General features: G+C 61.5%; 18 protein-coding genes and 1 pseudogene. 8 read left to right on the top strand and 11 right to left on the bottom strand.

Annotation, left to right across the window (positions count from 1 at the left end; genetic code table 11):
- Positions 1–343 precede the first annotated feature (343 nt).
- The 4 genes from AB0L82_RS36300 to AB0L82_RS36285 all read left to right on the top strand — a co-directional run bounded on the left by AB0L82_RS36300 (position 344) and on the right by AB0L82_RS36285 (position 4,277).
- A complete protein-coding gene (locus AB0L82_RS36300) occupies positions 344–1,858 on the top strand; it encodes a hypothetical protein (protein WP_364647217.1) in 1,515 nt (504 codons plus the stop codon).
- Positions 1,859–2,011: 153 nt separating this feature from the next.
- A complete protein-coding gene (locus AB0L82_RS36295) occupies positions 2,012–3,070 on the top strand; it encodes a hypothetical protein (RefSeq protein ID WP_364647214.1) in 1,059 nt (352 codons plus the stop codon).
- Positions 3,071–3,144: 74 nt separating this feature from the next.
- A complete protein-coding gene (locus tag AB0L82_RS36290; protein WP_364647211.1) occupies positions 3,145–3,561 on the top strand; it encodes a hypothetical protein in 417 nt (138 codons plus the stop codon).
- Positions 3,558–4,277: a hypothetical protein gene (locus AB0L82_RS36285; RefSeq protein ID WP_364647208.1), complete on the top strand. Its 720-nt coding sequence runs from the start codon at positions 3,558–3,560 to the stop codon at positions 4,275–4,277. Before AB0L82_RS36290 ends, AB0L82_RS36285 begins: the two co-directional genes overlap by 4 nt.
- A 381-nt stretch (positions 4,278–4,658) precedes the next feature.
- Here AB0L82_RS36285 and AB0L82_RS36280 read toward each other — a convergent pair whose 3' ends face one another.
- Complete coding sequence (locus tag AB0L82_RS36280) at positions 4,659–4,964, bottom strand: hypothetical protein (protein WP_364647205.1); 306 nt, start codon at positions 4,962–4,964, stop codon at positions 4,659–4,661.
- Between the two features lie 418 nt (positions 4,965–5,382).
- Between AB0L82_RS36280 and AB0L82_RS36275 the strand changes: the two genes are divergently transcribed.
- Entirely contained in the window at positions 5,383–5,946 is a 564-nt protein-coding gene (locus tag AB0L82_RS36275; protein WP_364647202.1) for an HD domain-containing protein, read from the top strand.
- Here the strand turns inward: AB0L82_RS36275 and AB0L82_RS36270 are convergent.
- Positions 5,934–6,401, bottom strand: a complete 468-nt coding sequence (locus AB0L82_RS36270; protein ID WP_364647199.1) for an NUDIX domain-containing protein — start codon at positions 6,399–6,401, stop codon at positions 5,934–5,936. The two genes, AB0L82_RS36275 and AB0L82_RS36270, sit on opposite strands and share 13 nt — an antisense overlap.
- Before the next feature lie 12 nt (positions 6,402–6,413).
- Positions 6,414–7,145, bottom strand: coding sequence for an XRE family transcriptional regulator (locus AB0L82_RS36265; protein WP_364647196.1), 732 nt, complete (start codon positions 7,143–7,145; stop codon positions 6,414–6,416).
- A gap of 158 nt (positions 7,146–7,303) precedes the next feature.
- Here AB0L82_RS36265 and AB0L82_RS36260 point away from each other — a divergent pair, with 158 nt between their 5' ends.
- Entirely contained in the window at positions 7,304–7,810 is a 507-nt protein-coding gene (locus AB0L82_RS36260) for a hypothetical protein (RefSeq protein ID WP_364647193.1), read from the top strand.
- Positions 7,811–8,046: 236 nt separating this feature from the next.
- Here the strand turns inward: AB0L82_RS36260 and AB0L82_RS36255 are convergent, their stop codons facing one another.
- The 6 genes from AB0L82_RS36255 to AB0L82_RS36230 all read right to left on the bottom strand — a co-directional run bounded on the left by AB0L82_RS36255 (position 8,047) and on the right by AB0L82_RS36230 (position 15,165).
- A complete protein-coding gene (locus tag AB0L82_RS36255) occupies positions 8,047–9,465 on the bottom strand; it encodes a hypothetical protein (RefSeq protein ID WP_364647190.1) in 1,419 nt (472 codons plus the stop codon).
- 154 nt (positions 9,466–9,619) lie between these two features.
- On the bottom strand, positions 9,620–11,425 hold the full coding sequence (locus AB0L82_RS36250; RefSeq protein ID WP_364647187.1) for an AAA family ATPase: 1,806 nt from the start codon (positions 11,423–11,425) through the stop codon (positions 9,620–9,622).
- Positions 11,385–12,773 carry a hypothetical protein gene (locus tag AB0L82_RS36245; RefSeq protein WP_364647184.1) on the bottom strand — a complete coding sequence of 463 codons (1,389 nt, stop codon included), beginning with the start codon at positions 12,771–12,773 and terminating at the stop codon, positions 11,385–11,387. Before AB0L82_RS36245 ends, AB0L82_RS36250 begins: the two co-directional genes overlap by 41 nt.
- On the bottom strand, positions 12,770–13,627 hold the full coding sequence (locus tag AB0L82_RS36240) for a hypothetical protein (protein ID WP_364647181.1): 858 nt from the start codon (positions 13,625–13,627) through the stop codon (positions 12,770–12,772). The genes AB0L82_RS36245 and AB0L82_RS36240 overlap by 4 nt, the downstream gene beginning before the upstream one ends.
- 1,220 nt (positions 13,628–14,847) lie before the next feature.
- Positions 14,848–15,009 carry a VOC family protein gene (locus AB0L82_RS36235; protein WP_364647178.1) on the bottom strand — a complete coding sequence of 54 codons (162 nt, stop codon included), beginning with the start codon at positions 15,007–15,009 and terminating at the stop codon, positions 14,848–14,850.
- Between the two features lie 27 nt (positions 15,010–15,036).
- Complete coding sequence (locus AB0L82_RS36230) at positions 15,037–15,165, bottom strand: hypothetical protein (protein WP_364647175.1); 129 nt, start codon at positions 15,163–15,165, stop codon at positions 15,037–15,039.
- A 26-nt stretch (positions 15,166–15,191) separates the two neighbouring features.
- Here AB0L82_RS36230 and AB0L82_RS36225 point away from each other — a divergent pair.
- Positions 15,192–15,551 (top strand): annotated as a pseudogene (locus AB0L82_RS36225) (tyrosine-type recombinase/integrase); the annotation flags it as partial.
- Here the strand turns inward: AB0L82_RS36225 and AB0L82_RS36220 are convergent.
- A complete protein-coding gene (locus AB0L82_RS36220) occupies positions 15,484–16,119 on the bottom strand; it encodes a diadenosine tetraphosphate hydrolase (protein ID WP_364647173.1) in 636 nt (211 codons plus the stop codon). The pseudogene AB0L82_RS36225 and the gene AB0L82_RS36220 overlap by 68 nt on opposite strands.
- A gap of 101 nt (positions 16,120–16,220) precedes the next feature.
- Between AB0L82_RS36220 and AB0L82_RS36215 the strand changes: the two genes are divergently transcribed.
- The gene (locus AB0L82_RS36215; RefSeq protein ID WP_364647170.1) at positions 16,221–16,940 is read left to right on the top strand and encodes a haloacid dehalogenase-like hydrolase; all 720 of its coding nucleotides are present in this window, start codon (positions 16,221–16,223) and stop codon (positions 16,938–16,940) included.
- A gap of 235 nt (positions 16,941–17,175) precedes the next feature.
- Here AB0L82_RS36215 and AB0L82_RS36210 read toward each other — a convergent pair whose 3' ends face one another.
- Positions 17,176–17,763, bottom strand: a complete 588-nt coding sequence (locus AB0L82_RS36210; RefSeq protein ID WP_364647167.1) for a hypothetical protein — start codon at positions 17,761–17,763, stop codon at positions 17,176–17,178.
- Positions 17,764–18,074: the final 311 nt, after the last annotated feature.

The raw sequence follows: 18,074 nt of genomic DNA, 5'->3' as shown, positions 1-18,074 counted from the left end.
CGAATTCGGTAGTCCGCCACAAGAATTCGTCGACGCCGCACAGGAGTTGCGCCCATTCCCGGTAGGCCAGCCCCCTAATGACTGGGACTCCAAGACAGGCGCTCATGTGTGGGGTTTGGTGCGCACGCGGGTGGCGGGTTTCGGTGATCGCTGGTGCTTCGTGGTGCAGGGCAAGCGGACACCCTTCCCGGGCGCGGGAGGATGTCAGTACGTCTTCTTCGCCGAACACGTCAGCGCGGCTGATTCCTGGACTCGTGGGGTGTCCGCGGTCGATGAGCGCGGGCTGATCACACTGCAGAGTCTGGGTGTCCCTCCGCACCGCTCGCTCGCACACAGCGATCACGTGGCGGCCGTTCTCGACGCCGTGCTCTGCGGGCACGACATCGTTCCGATCAAGGGTGATTCGGTCTCGAATGCCGCGGCCATCGGTATCGCTTTGTCCGTGTTGCCCGAACGTGTCGTTCAACGGTATTGGTGGTTCACTCACATTCTCGACTCGCCCCATACGCGTTCGTCCACGGGAGTGGTATCGGGCTACTGGCCCGACCTGTTGGCATCGACCAAAACTGGTCGGAGGGTCAATGAATGGCTGTCGACACCGGGGGTTATCCGTGCGCGTTTCGACCGGCAATCCGAGGTGATCGCGTGGTTGGTCGGGCAAGGCCGGTCCGGATCCGGTCGTGTGGATCGCTACCGGAGCTCAGCGACCGAGTCCGAGTTCGTTTCCGCTATCGCCGCGCGGGAACTGACTGTGCGCGAGCAGGATATCGACGATCTGCTGCGGCGCGGTGACAGTATTCTCACCGAACCGCAGGCCCAGTCCGCGCTCACGGTGTGGGTCGGGTCGAACGCGGTGCGCGCCATGACATTCGCGGTGTCGTCGGACACCGATACCGGGGTGGCCAACGCGATCGTCGATGCTCTGCTGGGCGTGCACGAGCGAGCTCGCACCGGGAGCAATCCGGTGTACTTTCCGCCCGCGAGTGAGCCCGTCTACGGTTGGCACACGATCTTGGCTCGATACCTGTGCGAGCTGTACCCCGATAAACCGGCGATGCTCGCGTTCGTGCAGGAACAGCTGCTGGCCTCGGGACGGCCCCTCGATACCGAAGATGCGATGGCGAAGGTTCCCGACCGCTGGTGGTCGAGTATCGGGTTGCAGCGCAGCGATTTTGGTGTTCCTGTGCAAACCATCGTCTATGAGATCCGAACTCAGGGGACGGTCAGCGCGTCGTTGGAGGATGCGGTCTACTTCGCTGCGGACCGGCTGACTACGGTTCTGGCGATTGTCGAGGAATTCCGACACCACCTGCCGGTCGCCGCGGCTGCGGTGGTGATCGAACTTGCCGGAGAGCACATGTATCCGGTCACGTTGGCGATCGTGCAGAACAACGCGCGCTATGGGCATCACCTGACCGCACAGTGGGCTGACTCGCTGATTCAGAAGTTGCCCGGTCACGAGGAAATCGTCGTGGCCCTGTGGGAGGAATTGGCCGCCGATCGAACTCCGGTGCATCAGACATTGTTGGTGCGGGTATTGCGGGCTCACGAACGCCGGACCGGTGTCGAATTCGCGATGAAGACGTTGTTGGCCGTCGCGGCGAAGGAGCTGGAAACCCGTGCTACTGCGCCGGTCCGGCATGAGCGACCACAAGAGTCGTACACCGACTCGATCATGGGAACGCCGTGGTCGAACGAAGCGGTCAACCGTCTCCGTCCAACGGCCAAGGTCCAAGACGATTTCGAGGACGACACCACCTGGTCTCGGGCCTACGCGGTGGTGTGGCCGATCGTCTACATCTTGATCGGCTCGACGTTCGCCTCGATCCTTCTGCTCGGCTTCGATCGTCTCGGGTGAGGACATCCCATGCCATCACGGACAGTAGTTGTACCTTCCGATGTATCCGACGCGTCCGCGCGACTGACCGCCTTGCTTCAGGACGCCTCGAATCGCCTCGACTCCATCGCGGGAGTCGCCGCCCCCGAGGCGAGGCCGTCCTTCTTGGTTCAGGTGAACGGTGCGTTCGACCGTGCCACACGCGATGCCACGACACTGACCACGAACCCCGGTCAGCTTGATGAGGATTCGATTTTGTGGCGGCTACGGGATCCTGGATATTTCCGTGAGATCTGTGATCACCCGATCGCCGCGCCCCGTACCTGGGTGATGATGCTTCCGGTGCTGGTGGCCTGGCTGTTTATCGGAGGGGCGGAACTCTGGTACCGCATCACCCTGTCCGGTGAGTCCGCATCGGCGAGCGAGGGGTTCTTCGCCGCCTGGACTCGGGCTCCGATCGTGTTGAGTCCGGTCGCGATGGCGGTCGCGGTGGTAGTCGCCATCGTCATCATCTCGGTGCAATATGCGCGGCATGCACGAGCGCAGCGGCGAGCCGATCGTATCGACGAGGTCGCGCAACGACTCGAAGCCGACATCGGTCCTGCGGTTGATGCGTTGTTGCGCGCACTGCCCGCGATCGAGTCGGACGAAGCCACTCGAGACGCCGCGCGCAACTTGGCGGCCGCCGCACAACAATTCTCCGCCGCGGCCGGTGCTCTCGACCGGTCCATGGCCGGATTGCGTCGATTCGCTGAAATCAGTGAGCAATTGACGACTGTGGTGCCGGCGGTGGGCCAGCAGATCGAGAAGTTGCACGCCACCGGTCGCGAGTTGCTCCAGGCGGCCGAGCTTGTGAGTGAGGAGGGCGACGCACTCAAAACCGCTGTGAACACGACGTTCTCGGCGTCCAGCAGTGCGGAATCGGCACAGTCGGCCGCTGCGGAGTCGGCAGTGCGGACCGCTGAGGCCGCGCGGCGAGTCGACGCGGTCGAGGAATCGATTCAGGCCAAGTCCGAATTGATCACGATCGCCAACGCACCTTTCACCTCCGCGCTGAGCGCTGTCTCCGACACGGCCGAAACCTTGCGCGAGGTGGTCGATGTCGTGCGCACCGTCGCGGCATCGCTCAATGCTGCTGTGGAACAGGCGAACTGGATCGCGCTCGTGGCCGACGGGCTCCAACACCCGCAGGAGCGGATGAACACGCCGGAACCGGAGGAGAGCAATCGATGAGACGGCATCGTCTCCAGCGCGCTGCCGGGCTCAATCCGCTCACACTGACAGGTTGGCTATTCGCTGAGTTGGCGATGGTCCTGGTGGTCATCGCCTTCGGGTCCAATCCCGATCTGCCCCCGGCGGCCGCGGTGAGTCCTCCGCCTCCACCTGCGTCCGGCGACGCCAATGAGGGTTTGTCACTGCAGACCGTGCCCATCGTCGTAGCGGTCACCGACGCCGAACATACGGTGGCCGCGTTCCGCGCCAAATTGGATGAACAAGGTATTGGTGCAGGGAAAGTCGGGCTGGTGCTCCTGTTCGGTGTCTCCCGGGACGGCCAGCCACTGCATGGTGTCCAAGTGTCCGAGCAACTGCGCACGTACCTGGTGGATGCGCATCTGCCACAGCTGAATAACTCCCACGAGATCCGGCCCTATATGGGGGCCGACAACGAGGCGGGACCGGGCGAGGTCAAGGCCGAACTCTTCGTATTCTCCGGACACCGATGATCACTGAACTGCTCCGCCGCGTCGCGGGCGCTCTGACCCGGCGGCCATCCGACGAATCGCCACTGCCGACTCCGCACGGCGCGGTGCCCGCCGCCACAGCCGTCGGCATCATCGACACCACCGTCGACGGCATGGGAAAGGCGCTCGTATCGATTCTCGATCGACCTGGAATGCCCGCCCGCATGGCCACACCGCTCGAACTGCTCGCCGGGTTCCACGTACTGGTGGTGCTCGCGCCGCTCGGCCGGACCGCACCGAGTGACACCGGCGTTGTCTTGATCGATGCTTTGGACCACCTTCAGCTCGAACCTGAACTCTCACAAGCGTTCACATCTGCGATTGTGATCATCTGGGTGGTCGAGGCGCAGGATCGCGCACGCTATGCAGTGGCGAATGACGGCCGAAACTACGTCCGGTACTTGCTCGGAACAGGATGGCGGCGGCAACTGGCCACGGCTGGGGGTGATGCGCGGCACGCGGCACTGGTGCGTAGCCGATCGGTGGCTCGAATCGCCTGTTCGACAACCGATTCCGATTTCAACACCCAAGTCGTCGAAAACCTCGTTGACCTCGACTCCAGCCTGATCCACGCCCTCGTATGCCGTCACCCGTCCAGCACCGAACCCGGCGGCGTACTCGAGTGGGACTCCGCCGTCGCAGGGATAGCGGCGAGAATCCAACTCCGCTGGATAACGACAGAGGGTGCCAACGCCTGAGGTGCGGAGGCTGCCCGGTTTCGGGTCGGGCCTACGTCCATCGGTTTTGTGGACGAATTGTGATGGTGCGGGCCGGGTCGGCCAAGTCTGTCGCATTCAACCGCATCTCCTGATCCAAACCAACGTCGAAGACGAGGAAGTGCCAGCCGTGTGTGGGGCTCGAGTCGCTATACAGGTGGCGGGTTGGCCCTCTACAGCCGGTGGGGTGCCTCCAGGGCAATGACCGAGCCCGGACAGTTGCATAGGCGCAAGGTAGACGTCCACACTGCGAAGCCTGGACTCGGGCCTCGGGTAGGCATGTTTCTGCGTTGGCTGGTCAGCGGCGAATCCGTTGCGGGAAAACAACATCCGCGCAATCCGCATGCAGCGCGGACAGGACCGTCATGCGGTCCAGAAACCGTTCGGGTTCTGCTTCAGTTCGCGATCGGCGGAACGGGGGATCAGTGGGCCTAACAGCTGGTTGAGTTCAGCATCGGTCATCGTGCCGCCGTGTCCGAGGCCAACCCAGTTCGACGACTCTTTGAGGGACTTCAAGGAGATTTCGTAGGCGTGGAACAGGTAGGTGGCGAGCTGGATGTTGCGTTCTGACCCGAGCTGTCCCACCAACCAGGTGCCGACCTCGGCTGGGGTCTCTCCTCGCTGAGCCCGTGTTCGCAGCTCACTGACGATGCGCTCTCGATCCCGCACTACCTATACCTCTCTCGGCTGTGTCAGCGGTCGTGGCGAAATCGGAGGTTAGCCGATCTCTATCCATAACTCATCAACGTCCGATCCTGCTGCGGCTCAAACGGTCATCGCAACACTAATCGGGTGCTTTTGATGGTGTGCGGAATGACCACCCAGTTGCCGAGCCGCTCGGGCACCTGCTGAACCTTCTGGGGCACCCCAGCAGCGTCGGCCTTGACCAGCGGCGCCCGCCAGCACGAAATCACCCTTTCGGCCGAGACATCGGCATGCCGCCCTGCGGCATCTCGCCAGCCATGGTGTGGGCCGAGGCGATCACGTTGGCGTCGACGTGATTGCCGGCAGTGGGGACGGCTGGACATCAGGGTGCAACCGAACAGAACCTGCCCTCGAGGAATTCGGGCGGTTGTAGCGTTGGGCGATGATGGGTGGCGAGTCGTCCTGGGCGTGGAGCCTGGCCCGGAGTGAACTCAAGGTGCCACTTCCTCGACGGTGGGCACACTCGGTGGGTGTGGCTCGTAAGGCCGTCGACCTTTCACGGCATCTCACCTGTGACAGCAGGCTGCTCGCAACATCCGCGATCCTGCATGATGTGGGCTATTCACCCAATGTGGCTGCGACTGGTTTCCATCCATTGGACGGTGCGCGCTTTCTCCGGGACGAGCATCATGCTGACGAGCGCCTTACTCGTCTGGTTGCCAATCACACCTTCGCGCTACTCGAAGCCGAGGAACGCGGTCTGCGGGAACAACTCGAAGACGAATTCCCGATCCTCGATGACCAGGTACTTGTCGATGCTCTGACCTTCTGCGATATGACGACAACACCGGATGGCACACCAACAACCGTGGCGAACCGCATCGCCGAGATCGTTGGTCGCTACGGCCCGAACACGGTGGTCGGCAAGTTCATTCAGCGAGCGGAGCCGGATATTCTCGCGGCGGTCTCCCGCATCGATCGGGCCACGGCAGCTCATCCCAGATAGGGATAGTTCCCCGACAGGTAGTCCCCGATCTGCTGGCGCATGCTGGGGTGGATGTCGTACTTGTCCAAGTCATCCGGCTGGACGAAGGTCACGCCGTCCGCTTCGTCGTTGATGGTGGGCTTGCCTGCCACGCGTCGACCGATGTAGCAGTTCTCGTATTGTTGGCGAATCTCGCCATCGGTGTAGGCGACGATGTGATTCGGATTGCTGTACACGCCAAGGAATCCGGTGATCTCGGCGGTAATCCCCGTTTCCTCCCGGCACTCCCGTATCGCGCATTCACCGGCCGTCTCGCCGAAGTCCATGGCCCCGCCCGGCAACGCCCACTGCCCTGTGTCGCGACGCCGCTGAAGCAGAATCGCCCCGGACTCATCGGTGACAAGCAGGTTGCACGCGACTACCAGGGAATTCGGCTTTGGTGCCTTCGGGTCGTTGTAGTACTCGATCCTGCCCATGATCGGCCTCCGTCAGGGTTTCCATGGTTTCGCACCAGCCCAGATGGATTCGAAGCTTTCGGTGTAGCTGTCGAACCAGGCGGCATCACTGACCTGCTTCAGCTGGAACACCGGGTTCGCGCTGGCTGGCTGTCCCCAGATGTGCGGGTTTACAAGCAAGTTCTCGTCATAGCGGAACAGCGAGCTGTAGAGCGTCGTGTCGTGTAACCGAATCTCGCAGCCTTGGTGGGACAGCAGCGGCCGGTAATAGCTGAGCGAGGCCCGAATCTTCGCCGACAGGGTGTCACCAATGCCCTCCTCATGCCCCCGCGCGGCAACTGCCTGCCCACGGGGGTCCCCGAAACACAGACGGATCGTCGTGCCTTGCGCTGCCTGTTCCATCAGCATCTTCACCACGAGAGGGTTCGACTGAACGATGAAGGTGCCCGAATACACAAGCACGTCAACCTGTTCGGTCGCACCACGCAGCATCGACAACCAGACGTCCCGCGGCACTTCAGCGCGGTTCCGATAGGTGGCAACCAGTTCAGCGTTCTTGGGAATCGGAGTTGCTTCCAGAACCGGCGGCCACAGGAACTCCTCCTCGATACGCAGATGCTCAGCGACACTTCGGCGGTGCTTCGGATGGGGCACCCTGCCGCCAAGCCATCGACTGACCGTCTTGGGGTCCACCTCGCACGCGTCGGCCAATGTCTCGGGCCGAATGCGCCGTTGGAGCAGCACGCTCTGTAGGCGGATGTTCACAGTACCCATGGAAACCGACGTGCCGATCCTCGGCAAGGAAATCGCTCCAGGACGCCGAAAACGTCCCAGGACGTCTACGGCCCAGCTCCAAACGCGGTTACAAGATCCCTTCCCTCGCAGCCACGATGGCTCTCACCAGCGATGGAACAGGGGCCGAGATGACGTGGCGTACCAGACTCTTCGAGTTTCCCGGTGGTGTGTTCGAACTGCGAAGCGCCGGAGGCGAATCCGACGACCGCGCAGGGTTCTACCTGGAATTTCCGGCAGATGGCGCGTTCACCAGTCCGGATGAGAAAGGGGCAGTCATGAAGTACAAGCCGACCGCTGTCGGCTACCTCCGCACCGACATATCCGGTATGGCTCGGCTATGGGACCAAACCCAAATCCGCAGGCTTGCAACACGTCTCGGGTACGATTTTGCCGACCTCGTAATTTTCGATCCTCGGTTCGGTCGACCGCCGTTGGCGCGGCTGAAGGCCCAGGTGACCCGCTTGGACGCCGAAGCAGTGATTGTTCCTAGCCCCAAGCACTTCCCGGGCGGTGAGGTGCCAGCAACGCTCGTCCAACAGCTCGACGTGATCACCGTGGACCCCGAGGAGACCTATGCCCGCCGGGCAATGCCTCCGCTTCGGGACTTGCCCGCCGCCAAGTTGGACGGCGCGTAGACCATTCCGATGGCTCGGGAGCTGGGAGGGGGCGATCTATAGAGCCGACTTCAGGACAACCCGATGGCTTTGCTCCACGGGGACAATGCACTTCGCGATGAACCCTCGGCCAACCGCAACCGCGCCGAGGGTTCTCGCAACCCGGACAACAACAGTTGCCGTTCGTCTGCGCAAGCTCTGTCAACCAACGCGGCGGCTTGGAGGACTCTCGAGATCCGGCGCGTGCGACGTAGGTGTCACCTCAAATGGAGCATCCTCGCCGCCACCGCACCGAGTTGCGCGGTCAGAGCCTCCTCGAAGGCGAGAGTGCCGTCGATGGCACCGCTGGCAGCGTGAGCAATCTCGTGCAAGAGGGTTCCGCAGTATTTCGCGGAATCGCTTAGGCGATCACGGCGGATCACAATGCGTTGCGCGCTGCGTTCGTACACGCCGACGACCTCATATCCAGATTCGTTGAGTCGCATGGACTCAGAGATCCGGATCTCCTTCACACCGATGGTTCCCAGGTCAAGACCAAGAGCCTCAAGCAGTGGCTCCGTCATGGCAAACACTTCGGATTCGACTTCGGTCAGGTGGCGCGAATCGACGAAAATGAAAGAGAAGCTGTCGTTCCATGCATCCCGGTAGCTGTCCAGATCGAAGAGCGGTTCGCCCTCCAGATCTGCCAGGCCGCCTAGGCGGTTTCCGATGTCGTCCGGAACCAGCACGAGTCGGTATCCCTCGTCGCGGGCGTACTCGATCTGCGGACCGCCGAACGCTAACTGATACGCCGTCACGAATACGACCTTCTCATGGGTCGCCAATACCTGACAGGCGTGCAGGGCGACATCGTTCCAACTCAGTTCATCGTGCATTCGACCGGTCTGAAACTCCCCGAGATCGGCGGCCAGCCCATTAGCGACCTCCGCCGAATGGGATTGTTTGAGAATCGCTTTGACCCGATCCGTGTACGCGCTCCTACCCACGTTGCTTCGCTCACGGTTCAGGGCTTGGCGCAAATTTTTGGTCAGACTCGTGATGTTGTAGGAGAAAAGAAAGTTCTCCTCCTGGGCAACCAGCAGACCCTTGACATAGATGTTGGCGCCGCGCTGGCGATCCGAGCGTGCGAACACTTGTCCATAGGAGGTCTCCTCGAGCATTAGTTCGCCGCCAAAACGCAGGAAATAGCTTTTCGCTGTGTCGATCTCAGCGTCGTTCACACCGGTCATAATGACCTCGGTTCCCACCAGCCGTGGCTCACTCGGCGGGTGCACGGCAGCGTGGAGAGTGACGATGTCGCGGAAGCCCTCCTTCGGACGCATGACGGTCGTGATATCACCGTAGCGGGACCGGATTCGTACTTCGATGCCGCGACGATGAAACACCGCGAGCGCGTCCTTGAGGCCCATCCCGAACTGACCGATCACTGCGGAGTGGCGACTCTTCTCAGAGTTCTCCTTCTGCGTCAAATGTCGATACCGCAGCCCCCGTCCATAGTCGCGGATGACCCAAACATCCTGTCGCACTTTATGAATCGTCGGGTCTGCGGTCTCGGTGATCGCATGCTCGTCGAGCGAGTTGGCAATGATCTCCCTTATCGCGAACGCGATCGGCCAGTGCTCCAGCACCTTTTCGATGTTCAGGTCGAAGTACTGGACATTGCCGTCGGTCTTCATGAAACAGCCCTTCGTGAATCACACCGGTGGCTCAGCCGCCCGGATCCATCAACTTGCGAACCATCAATCGTCATTACCCCACCGAAGCTTGAGATACCGAAAGAGTTCTCTACCAATCAATCTCGGCCACTCCCGGTATTCGCGACCACGCAAACTATGCATGCCTCACTTGAACTAGCTTGACCCACTTCGGATCTCGGGCTTCCAGGAGGCGAGCGAGACGCTCCTCATAGGTCGTCACGACTACTTGCCGAAGCGGCCCGTGAGGGCCAGCAACCTGCGAAAGCAGACTCGCGACCTTGCGACGTACGTCCGGATCCAGGTGCTCGAGTGGCTCATCGAACCAACAGAAATCCGCGGTGGTAGCCAGCTGTGTGACAAGGAGTCTGGTCAGTATCGACGCAGTCATACCTTCGCCGGTACTGAACGAGTCGTAGGCGAGTGTCTGACCATTCACGAGTCGGGTGATTGTGCCGTCGGCCCGTGTCTCCAGTTTGCCGCGGTCAGGGAACAGGGATCTCCATCTCTCGTTGACCTCACTCGCGAGCGGTCGGATCGTCTCGTCGAGCAACTCCAAGAGTGTGGCCTCGGTCGTCTCGCGGGTGACTTTGATCTTTGCTGCTTGGGTGAACAGCCCCTCGAGCTTGCGCATCGCTTCGTCCGCACCTTGCGCCGTGCTGAACTCCCGGCTCGCCTGCTGGTGGTTCGCACGCGCCGTGACGACCGCCTGGAGTGCGCTATCCAATTCGGCCTTCAGGATTGAGGTATTACCGGCTGTGTTTTCCTGTGGCAGCTGCGGGGGTGGGCCTGGCCTCGGGATCCTCATCCACTCACCGCGAGCGATCTGAATCTGTTTCAGCTCAGCTGCGAGTTTCGCCTCGGCGACACCCAGTTCCGTCAAAGTTTGTTTGAGTGTTTGATTGTCCCGGGTGTTCGCCGCTTGAGCTGAATCGATGGTGACATCGTCAAGCGGGCGCCGGCACACCGGGCAGTCGTCATGGGCGGCAAGGTCAAGGCGGTGTTGGTTTCGACCAAGTGATTCCTGCTGGTTGCGGCAGACAGCGATATTGGCCTGAACTTGAGACAATCGCCGATTCAGATCCGCTTCTCCAGCCTCGAGAGCGTTGTCGAGCGTATCGATGTCCACAGGCGATGATGCAAGCGGCACAGGGAGTTTGGCCGCTATCGTAGCCGCTTCACGCATCAGCCCCCGCTGACGTTCGCCCCATGCCTCGGTCTCACTGACAAGGCGCTCATGATCACGGGCACGATCGAACTGCAGTTGCAACGCATCATGAGCCGCAGTGGTCTGCTCGACGGCCGATGCTGCCCGCTCGACCGCGGCCTGCAAGTCTCTCAGCCTGGCGGGTGTGACTACTGACGCGGCCTTGATCTGCTTGACCTCGGCGTCATTCTTGCGCCGCATGCTGTCGAGTCGTTTCAAGACTTCGCGCAGACCGTCGACGCCATAAAAGCGCCCCAGATGCTGCTCCAAGTCGCCCTCGATAGGTCGCATACCGATCTGCTGCCTAGTAGGCATGGTCAGGCTCGCCAGGAAATTGGGATCTGTCCGGTAGTACTCGACAAGGTATCGGTCGAGCTCATGTGCCGGTACCGATTGCCCATCGATCTGTACCACCGGTGCGACGGACGCGGGTCGATTCTTTCGCTGCATGATCCGATCGACCGTCAGTAGTCGATGATCGGGCAGCTCCAACTGGACCGATATGCGGGCAAAATCCTCGCCCGCCCGTATCGCGGCGCATCCACCAGCAGACTGAATTCCAAACAGAGCCCATCGGGCGGCCTCCACCACAGAAGTCTTGCCCACGCCATTGGAAGCAACGACAAACGTCGTACCTTGGCCGAATTCAAACTCCGCATCCTCGTAATTGCGCCAGTTCTTGACCTGCAGCCACTTAATCATCGCTAGCGTCCAGGCCGAGCTCTGCAAATACATTATCGATGTCTCGCCCGTTGACAACATCGACGATCATGTTCAGCACTCCATTTCCGAATGCTCCGGACAAGTTGGACCAGGACGACTTCTTGGCTTCTTGGCGGGCGCGCAATCCTTCGCGCAGAACTTGTTCCACGGACGAATTCACGTGCTTGGCGGCGATTTCACGCAGATTCGATGCTTGAATGCTACCCGAGGTTTCGATACCAGATTCCCACAAAGCGACCGATGCATCGAGGTGTTTACAAAGAAGATCTACCAGACCCAAACCGCTCAAGGTCGCCGAGGGGCCCACGCGATTCCCCTGCGGAACTGCAATCGCGCTGCGCATATCCGCAGTAGTCATCAGGATCGCGCCAGGGTCTTGAACCGCTCGCGCCACAGCGACTGCATCAACGTCCGATTCCAGCATCGCCATCTGATGACATGCTTCCGCGAGATCCTTTTGAACAGTCACTATCTCACTGTCACTGCCGATCAATCTGACGACAAGTACCGTTTCATCAAGGAATCTAGCTTTGAATAGACTCTCTATCCGCGAATATTCATCGATTGGCAGGAAGCGATCCGGGACATCAACACATTGAATCCCGAACAGGCGACTACCCAGCTCGAGCTTGACCGAATCCATATCAATCAGATCAGAGCTGGCCACCTCGATATCAGCCGAGCTGACGCCCGAATTTGCCTCGGTTTCCTCAGCCCACTCTTCCGGATCCAAGTCCGCAAGGAGATCGCGAAGCGCCTGGCGATATTCGAATCGCTGATCGTCTGGGTCCACGATCGGCTGGCCGACTCGAACATCCCGCGGCTCACGCCCTTCACGACCGGCCGCTATCAGTTCTTCGATATCTTGGCGAATGTCAAGTACGCCAACTCGATTGAGAAATGCGGCAGTAGAAATGTGAGTCCGAAGCACCACCATGGCAGCGATCTCAACACCCAACGATGAAGCAGAGGAATCCAAGATAAGTGTCTGACCGTCCGCCAAGTCGACATCTAGAACGACAGGAACAACATCGGCAATTCCGTCGTCGAATACCCGTCGTACCCAAACCAGTAATGCTTCATCTCGCCCTACCCGCCACAATTCTCCTGCGGCTGGGTCTCCTTCGCGACGGGCGGTCATCAACTCGGTGATCACGGTCGGTGCTGGCGTCGAGGCTTCGATGATTCGCTGAACACTGTTGCCTCCAGGATCTGGAATCCCTTCCGCACGACGGATCCGCGACATCCGAACACGGCACGCCAGGCACTCGTCGAGGTGTTGGAGTATGGACGCGGACTGAACGGGGTCCTGCAGCGCCGTCAGCAGTTCGCTGGACAGGGGGTGCACGGTAGCCCTCATGATTTGCCACCCCTTTCGATGATCTCATGGTTGTCAGACGTCGCAGCGGATTGTTTTGTCCGGTCCTCGATCCAATCTTCGCAAAGCTGACTCAGGACGCCTGCGGTCCGACCTGGGTCTTCGTCATCGCCGAGCTCGTCTTGCAGATGCGCCACCAAGCGTTGGCGAACTGTCGCGGCCTGAGACTTTCCGATATCCAGCCGCGTCGCAAGGTCTCGAACGCTTCCCTCGAGCAGGGTCATCGCAATGCGTTCACGATCGCCCATGCCGTTGAAGATGTAGGTCGCATGAAGATCTGCCACCGTCCGAGCCGCGGGATCGTCCCCGGCCAGCATCGGCTCGGCGGCGTGCTCGCCCGCGTCGAGCGAAACCGTCAACGGCACCCTGCGATGATCGAGCCGGGTGGTGATAGTGCGCGCAAGTTCTGCGGCGGTCAAGCTACCGTCCGCAGCCTCGAGGACCGTGTACATCAGTCGGATGAAGGATTCCCGGTCTGCGGCGGGTGCGTCGCGGCGGTCGCTCGACCACCGGGGTACGACCACAGCAATGCTGCTTATCGCCGCCTCCAGCACGCTCCCGGGCACGATGCTGGCCGTGTGAAGACCTTCTCGCACGGTCCAGCGGTCAGTCGCCCCGGCAACAGGTACGAAATTCGGCTCGTCACGCAAGATCTCCTTGACCCGCAGGATGAGTTTGCCCAAATCCGTTCGCCGTGCAAGATCTCGGAAAAAGTTCACCACGGCTGCTTCCAACAGGCGTTCGAACGAGCGCTCGTCCACTGATCGAATCGCAATGTCGTTGAGCCGCTTGGTGCCACGTTCGTCTCTGACGAAGTCGTGCGCAATCTCGGCCACCGCAGTCTCGTCCCAGCAGCTCGCGCCCGGAGGTGGTGGGTAACCACGACTGATCGCAACCAGGCGGACGGTACCGTACAACAGCCGGGCACCAACCTCCCCGAGTCGACCGCGTTCGCGATACTCCTCTCGCGCGCTCAAGAGAATCGCTCCATCACCTGAGACCAGTACGGCTCCGACAGAATCCCGAGGCGTTCGACATTCTGCGGGCACCACAGTGAACGCTCGACGGACACCAGTCGAGAGAAAACTCCGTCACGATCCAACCCCACCGCTCGGTCAGCGGGATGCACCACACCTGCAACAGATTTCGAAGTACGGCTGACTACGAAGATTGCTCCATCCACCAGGTGGTCCGCAGGCACCGAAAGCACTACCGCAGGCCTGTCGGCCGCCGGGTCGGTGCCGAAGGAGCACACAGTGGTGTTCACCAGAAAGAGCTCCCCGGCCTTCGGCAGGAACGGCCCGCCGGGCTCACCCTTTTTCCGGGGAAGCCACGCGTGTGACCGATTACGGTCGGACATGTCCCTCGTCTCTCTTGTACCGCTGCGGCCTCAGCGGCCCTGAGTACAACCAGACGTCGCATCACCGTGATCTGTCCGATATCGAACACAGTTTCGAAATCGAAAGGGGTCATCGATGGAGCTGGTCATTGGACCGACAGTCCGGAGCCGCGTCGCCAAGTCGGTCTCGGCGAGGCCGAAATGGCCTGCATCAGATCGGAACCGGCAATATCTGATTGGATATTGCTCGACCATATCGATCAAATCCGGCGCATTACATCGAGGGCTGATTCGGGTAACGATAGGTTCGCGACCCCTTTGTTCGCTAGGACAAGCAGTGTCAAAGAACTGACTGCCTGTGTCACGGTTTGCATTAGTCTGCGGCGCCGGCTGCGACGGTCCGAGTGATTCCACGCAGGTGGGTGGTCGAGCGCAACCTGTCCTGGATCTGCCGCCGCCGCTGCGTCCGCGACTACGAACGGACTACCCGAACACCGCGAAGCCATGAATCTCGATAATTCTGCTGATCTCCCGCCGACTGGCGAGACACCGAAATTGCCCAGTTGCCTAACGGATACTTAGCTTGTGATTTGACCTCTGACCGATGTTTGCGGTGGTAGGTGGGTTTGACGTTCTCCTTGCGAGCCGCGGGGAGGGTGTAGGGCTGGCCGGTGGCCAGGATCAATCCCACGTCGTAGCGGGTGGCACGGTGGCAGTTCATCGCGCCGGGTGCGCGTCCGGGTCCAGGCTGGGAGATTTCGGTGCGCCAAGTCTCTCGAGACGGGCGACTTCGGCGTCTACGTTGTCGGTTTCGATGTCGAGGTGCATGCGCTCTTTGGACATCTTGCCGTCGTTGGTCGCCTGAAGCAGGAGTCGCACCGGTGAATCGGGCAGGCGTAATCGGCGCTAGACGTAGCGGCTTTGCGGGTTGACTGTCTCTTCGACGGCGTCGAGTGCTCGGGTCCAGAACTCCAGGCCGCGGTCGAGGTCCGCGACGTCAATCACGAAGTGGCACAGTCGACTACGGTGGCTCATGATCGCAGCGTGGCCCGCAGTGCGGTCGGCGCATGGGCCGACACTGCGCTACCCGACTACGGCGCCTGGCAGAGGTGTCGGTGGTGCGACCAGCGAAACTGCATCCGCACATGCTGCGCCACCCCTTGGTCACCACCATGCTCGACGCGGGCGTGGATCTGCGGGATGTACAGATGGCCGTCCGGCACGCCGACCCCGCGCACGACGCGCTACGACCGTGGATGAGCTCGGGCTCGACCGGCATCCGAACTGCGTCCTGGCCGCTTACATGGCTTCTGCCACATGACTTCTCAACCGTCCGCATATGCCGATTCTCGGTTAGACGGAGGCGAGTCGATCCAACTCTTCGCCGATCGCCTGTCGGAGGCCCTCGTGCTGCGAGGTGAGTGCGCGGCGCGGATCGCTCCAGTGTTCGCTGGGGTACAGCCACACCGGGTTGTGCACCAAATGCTCTGGCTCCCATTCGAATCGTGGCCATACGTGCGCATGCAGAAAGCTGTCGGTGTTTCCCAGGATCTCCAGGTTCACGCGCCGGAACGCTGGATCGAGCCGTGTGCAGACGCGTTCGACGGCCTCGCCCAATCGATCCATGTCCGCCAGGTAGGTGAGCCGCTTGCCCCTGGGAAGGTCCGATAGTCGCTGCGCTTGCGGGTCGTCGGCGAGAAGCACCGAGTACCCCGGGAGGAACTGCACGTCCCCGATCACGGCGAATCCGGCGTCCAACCGCCGCATTACCGTGGGGTTTTCGCCACGAAGAGCACTACCGATCCGGTCCGCTCGAAAGTCACCGCTCATCACACGCGACGCTACCGAATATCGGCTCACGCGGCCTACGGGTCCGATTCGTCGAGACCGGATTGTCCTGCTGAAGGTCAACCCCGTGGTCATCTCAAAGGGACCAAAAGGCGGCAGCGTCCGCAACTGCGGACTCTCGATGATCACGCTGTGCGTCAAGAGATTTCGATACGAAACTCCCGGCGCGGTCGCCTTCGGGGGCCGAGGGTTTCGGTGAGGGGCCTCAGCGCGGAATCCGTGCCTTTGCCAGAATGCGCAGTATGGGTGTGGAGCACGCGGGACTCATCGTTTGGGACGTCGATGGCACTCTCATTCCGGCCGATTTGCGGTGGCTCCGCAGAGCAGTCGCTCGCACCTACGCCATCGAAGAAGCAGACGTCGTCTTCCCGGCAGCGCGTGTGCATGGCTACACCGATGAGTCCATCGTTGTGGACACAGCTCTCGCGTCCGGCATTGCGGCTGAGGCCGCGGAGCGAGGGGTGCAGCGGTTCCATCAGGAGCTTGACGAGGTCATGGCCGAAGGCGAGGCAGAGTTGGCACGTGACCAGCCCGCGTATCCGGGAGTAGCGGAGACGATTGCCGGCCTGGACAAGCACGGGTTTCTCCAGGCGGTGCTGACGGGGAACTTGCGTTCGGCCGCCGCGGTGAAGCTCCGTGTCAATGGGCTGGATCGCCACCTGGATCTCGACATCGGCGGCTTCGGGTCCGATGCACGCGCAAGATTCGACCTTCCTGTAGTGGTCGCCGAGCGGTTTCTGGCGAAGTATGGCGAGCCGTTGGACCCTGCCCGGACTGTCGTCATTGGTGATGCGCCGAACGATATCGCCTGCGCTCGGCACGCAGGATTTCATGTGATCGTCGTGACTCATCGAACAAGTCGTGAGGAGCTCGAACAGCATTCGCCGGATGCGATTGTGGATGCCATGGTGCCGGATGACGTTGTTGCCTTGGCGAACTCATTGACCGGGCTCGGCCGCTAGGTGCTCAGGCTCTCGACTCGCTCCTCCAGCTCGCGCACCGGCCGCTCGCTCTTCCATGGAGCCAACCGCTCCATGGCTCGTCGGGCCCGTTCGATACCGACTATCCGCGCATGCGGCATGGCGCCGCCGACAGAGATGGCCAGCGCGACCATGGTGCACTGAAGTGCCGATTTCAGCGTGTGGAGGCTCGCTCGAACCGGTCTACCGAGCTCTGCCGATCGGGCAGTCGGCCCGATTACGCCAAGATCTCCGCTTTCAGATCTGGTCTGCCCCGCTCCTGCGCGAACTCCAGCCCACGCTCGCACAGCAGGTCCACGAAGTACGCATACGAGCTGTCGTCGCTGTTCACGGCCATCATGAAAATCGGCGTCAGCAGGTCGTTCGTTGACTCCTGCGACCATCGGTATCCAACCGCCGGACCGTACAGGTCGAAGATCGGTGCACCGTTCTCCGGGGAGTTGAACCAGACACCTTCGACGCGTCGTACCAGCCACTCGCCGAGGTAGGTGATGAACTGGTCTGCGAGAGCGGCGTTTTCGGGCGCGTACCGTCCATCGTCGCCGCGCGCGGCGATATCGATCAGGGAAGTGATCCAGTCGAACGCGGCGACGCTGAATCGGTCATCGAGCGATGGGCGGCCGTCGGTGCCACGCACCGCTTCCAATCGGGGCAGCGTCTCGGTGAACAATCGCTCGAGGCGGGCATCGACCGCGGCCGGGTCGCTCCATGCGCGCCAGGCGCCGCACTGCTGTGCGTCGGCGTCGAAGAATCCTGGATCCAGCTCGCTGTCTGCCGGAACGGCGCGTCTCGCGTCGGCTCTCACGTTCCCTCTCATGCGTGTATATCGTTGGTAGTCAAGGATATTAGATGATCTCGCACTGTCACAACGAGCGGTTATCGCCACATCTGTGGGTCGGCGGGTGCCGGCGCGGCGCGGTCGAGGTCGAGGCCGTCGACGCCCGCGACCTATGGCCTACGGACCTCGAACTCGCTCCCAGGCACGGGAGACCAACAACGACCTGCCGAAGGTTGTCGCATGGACGGTCATGGCGCGCGGGCCGGGACGGATACGCCCGGTCCCCGACACCGCCGGAATCGGCAAAAGATCTCGGCAGTCGAATTCCGACGCGGTAC

Source organism: Nocardia sp. NPDC052001, assembly GCF_040680615.1.
Classification (GTDB): Bacteria; Actinomycetota; Actinomycetes; order Mycobacteriales; family Mycobacteriaceae; genus Nocardia.
This window is presented reverse-complemented; position numbering and strand designations above follow the sequence as displayed.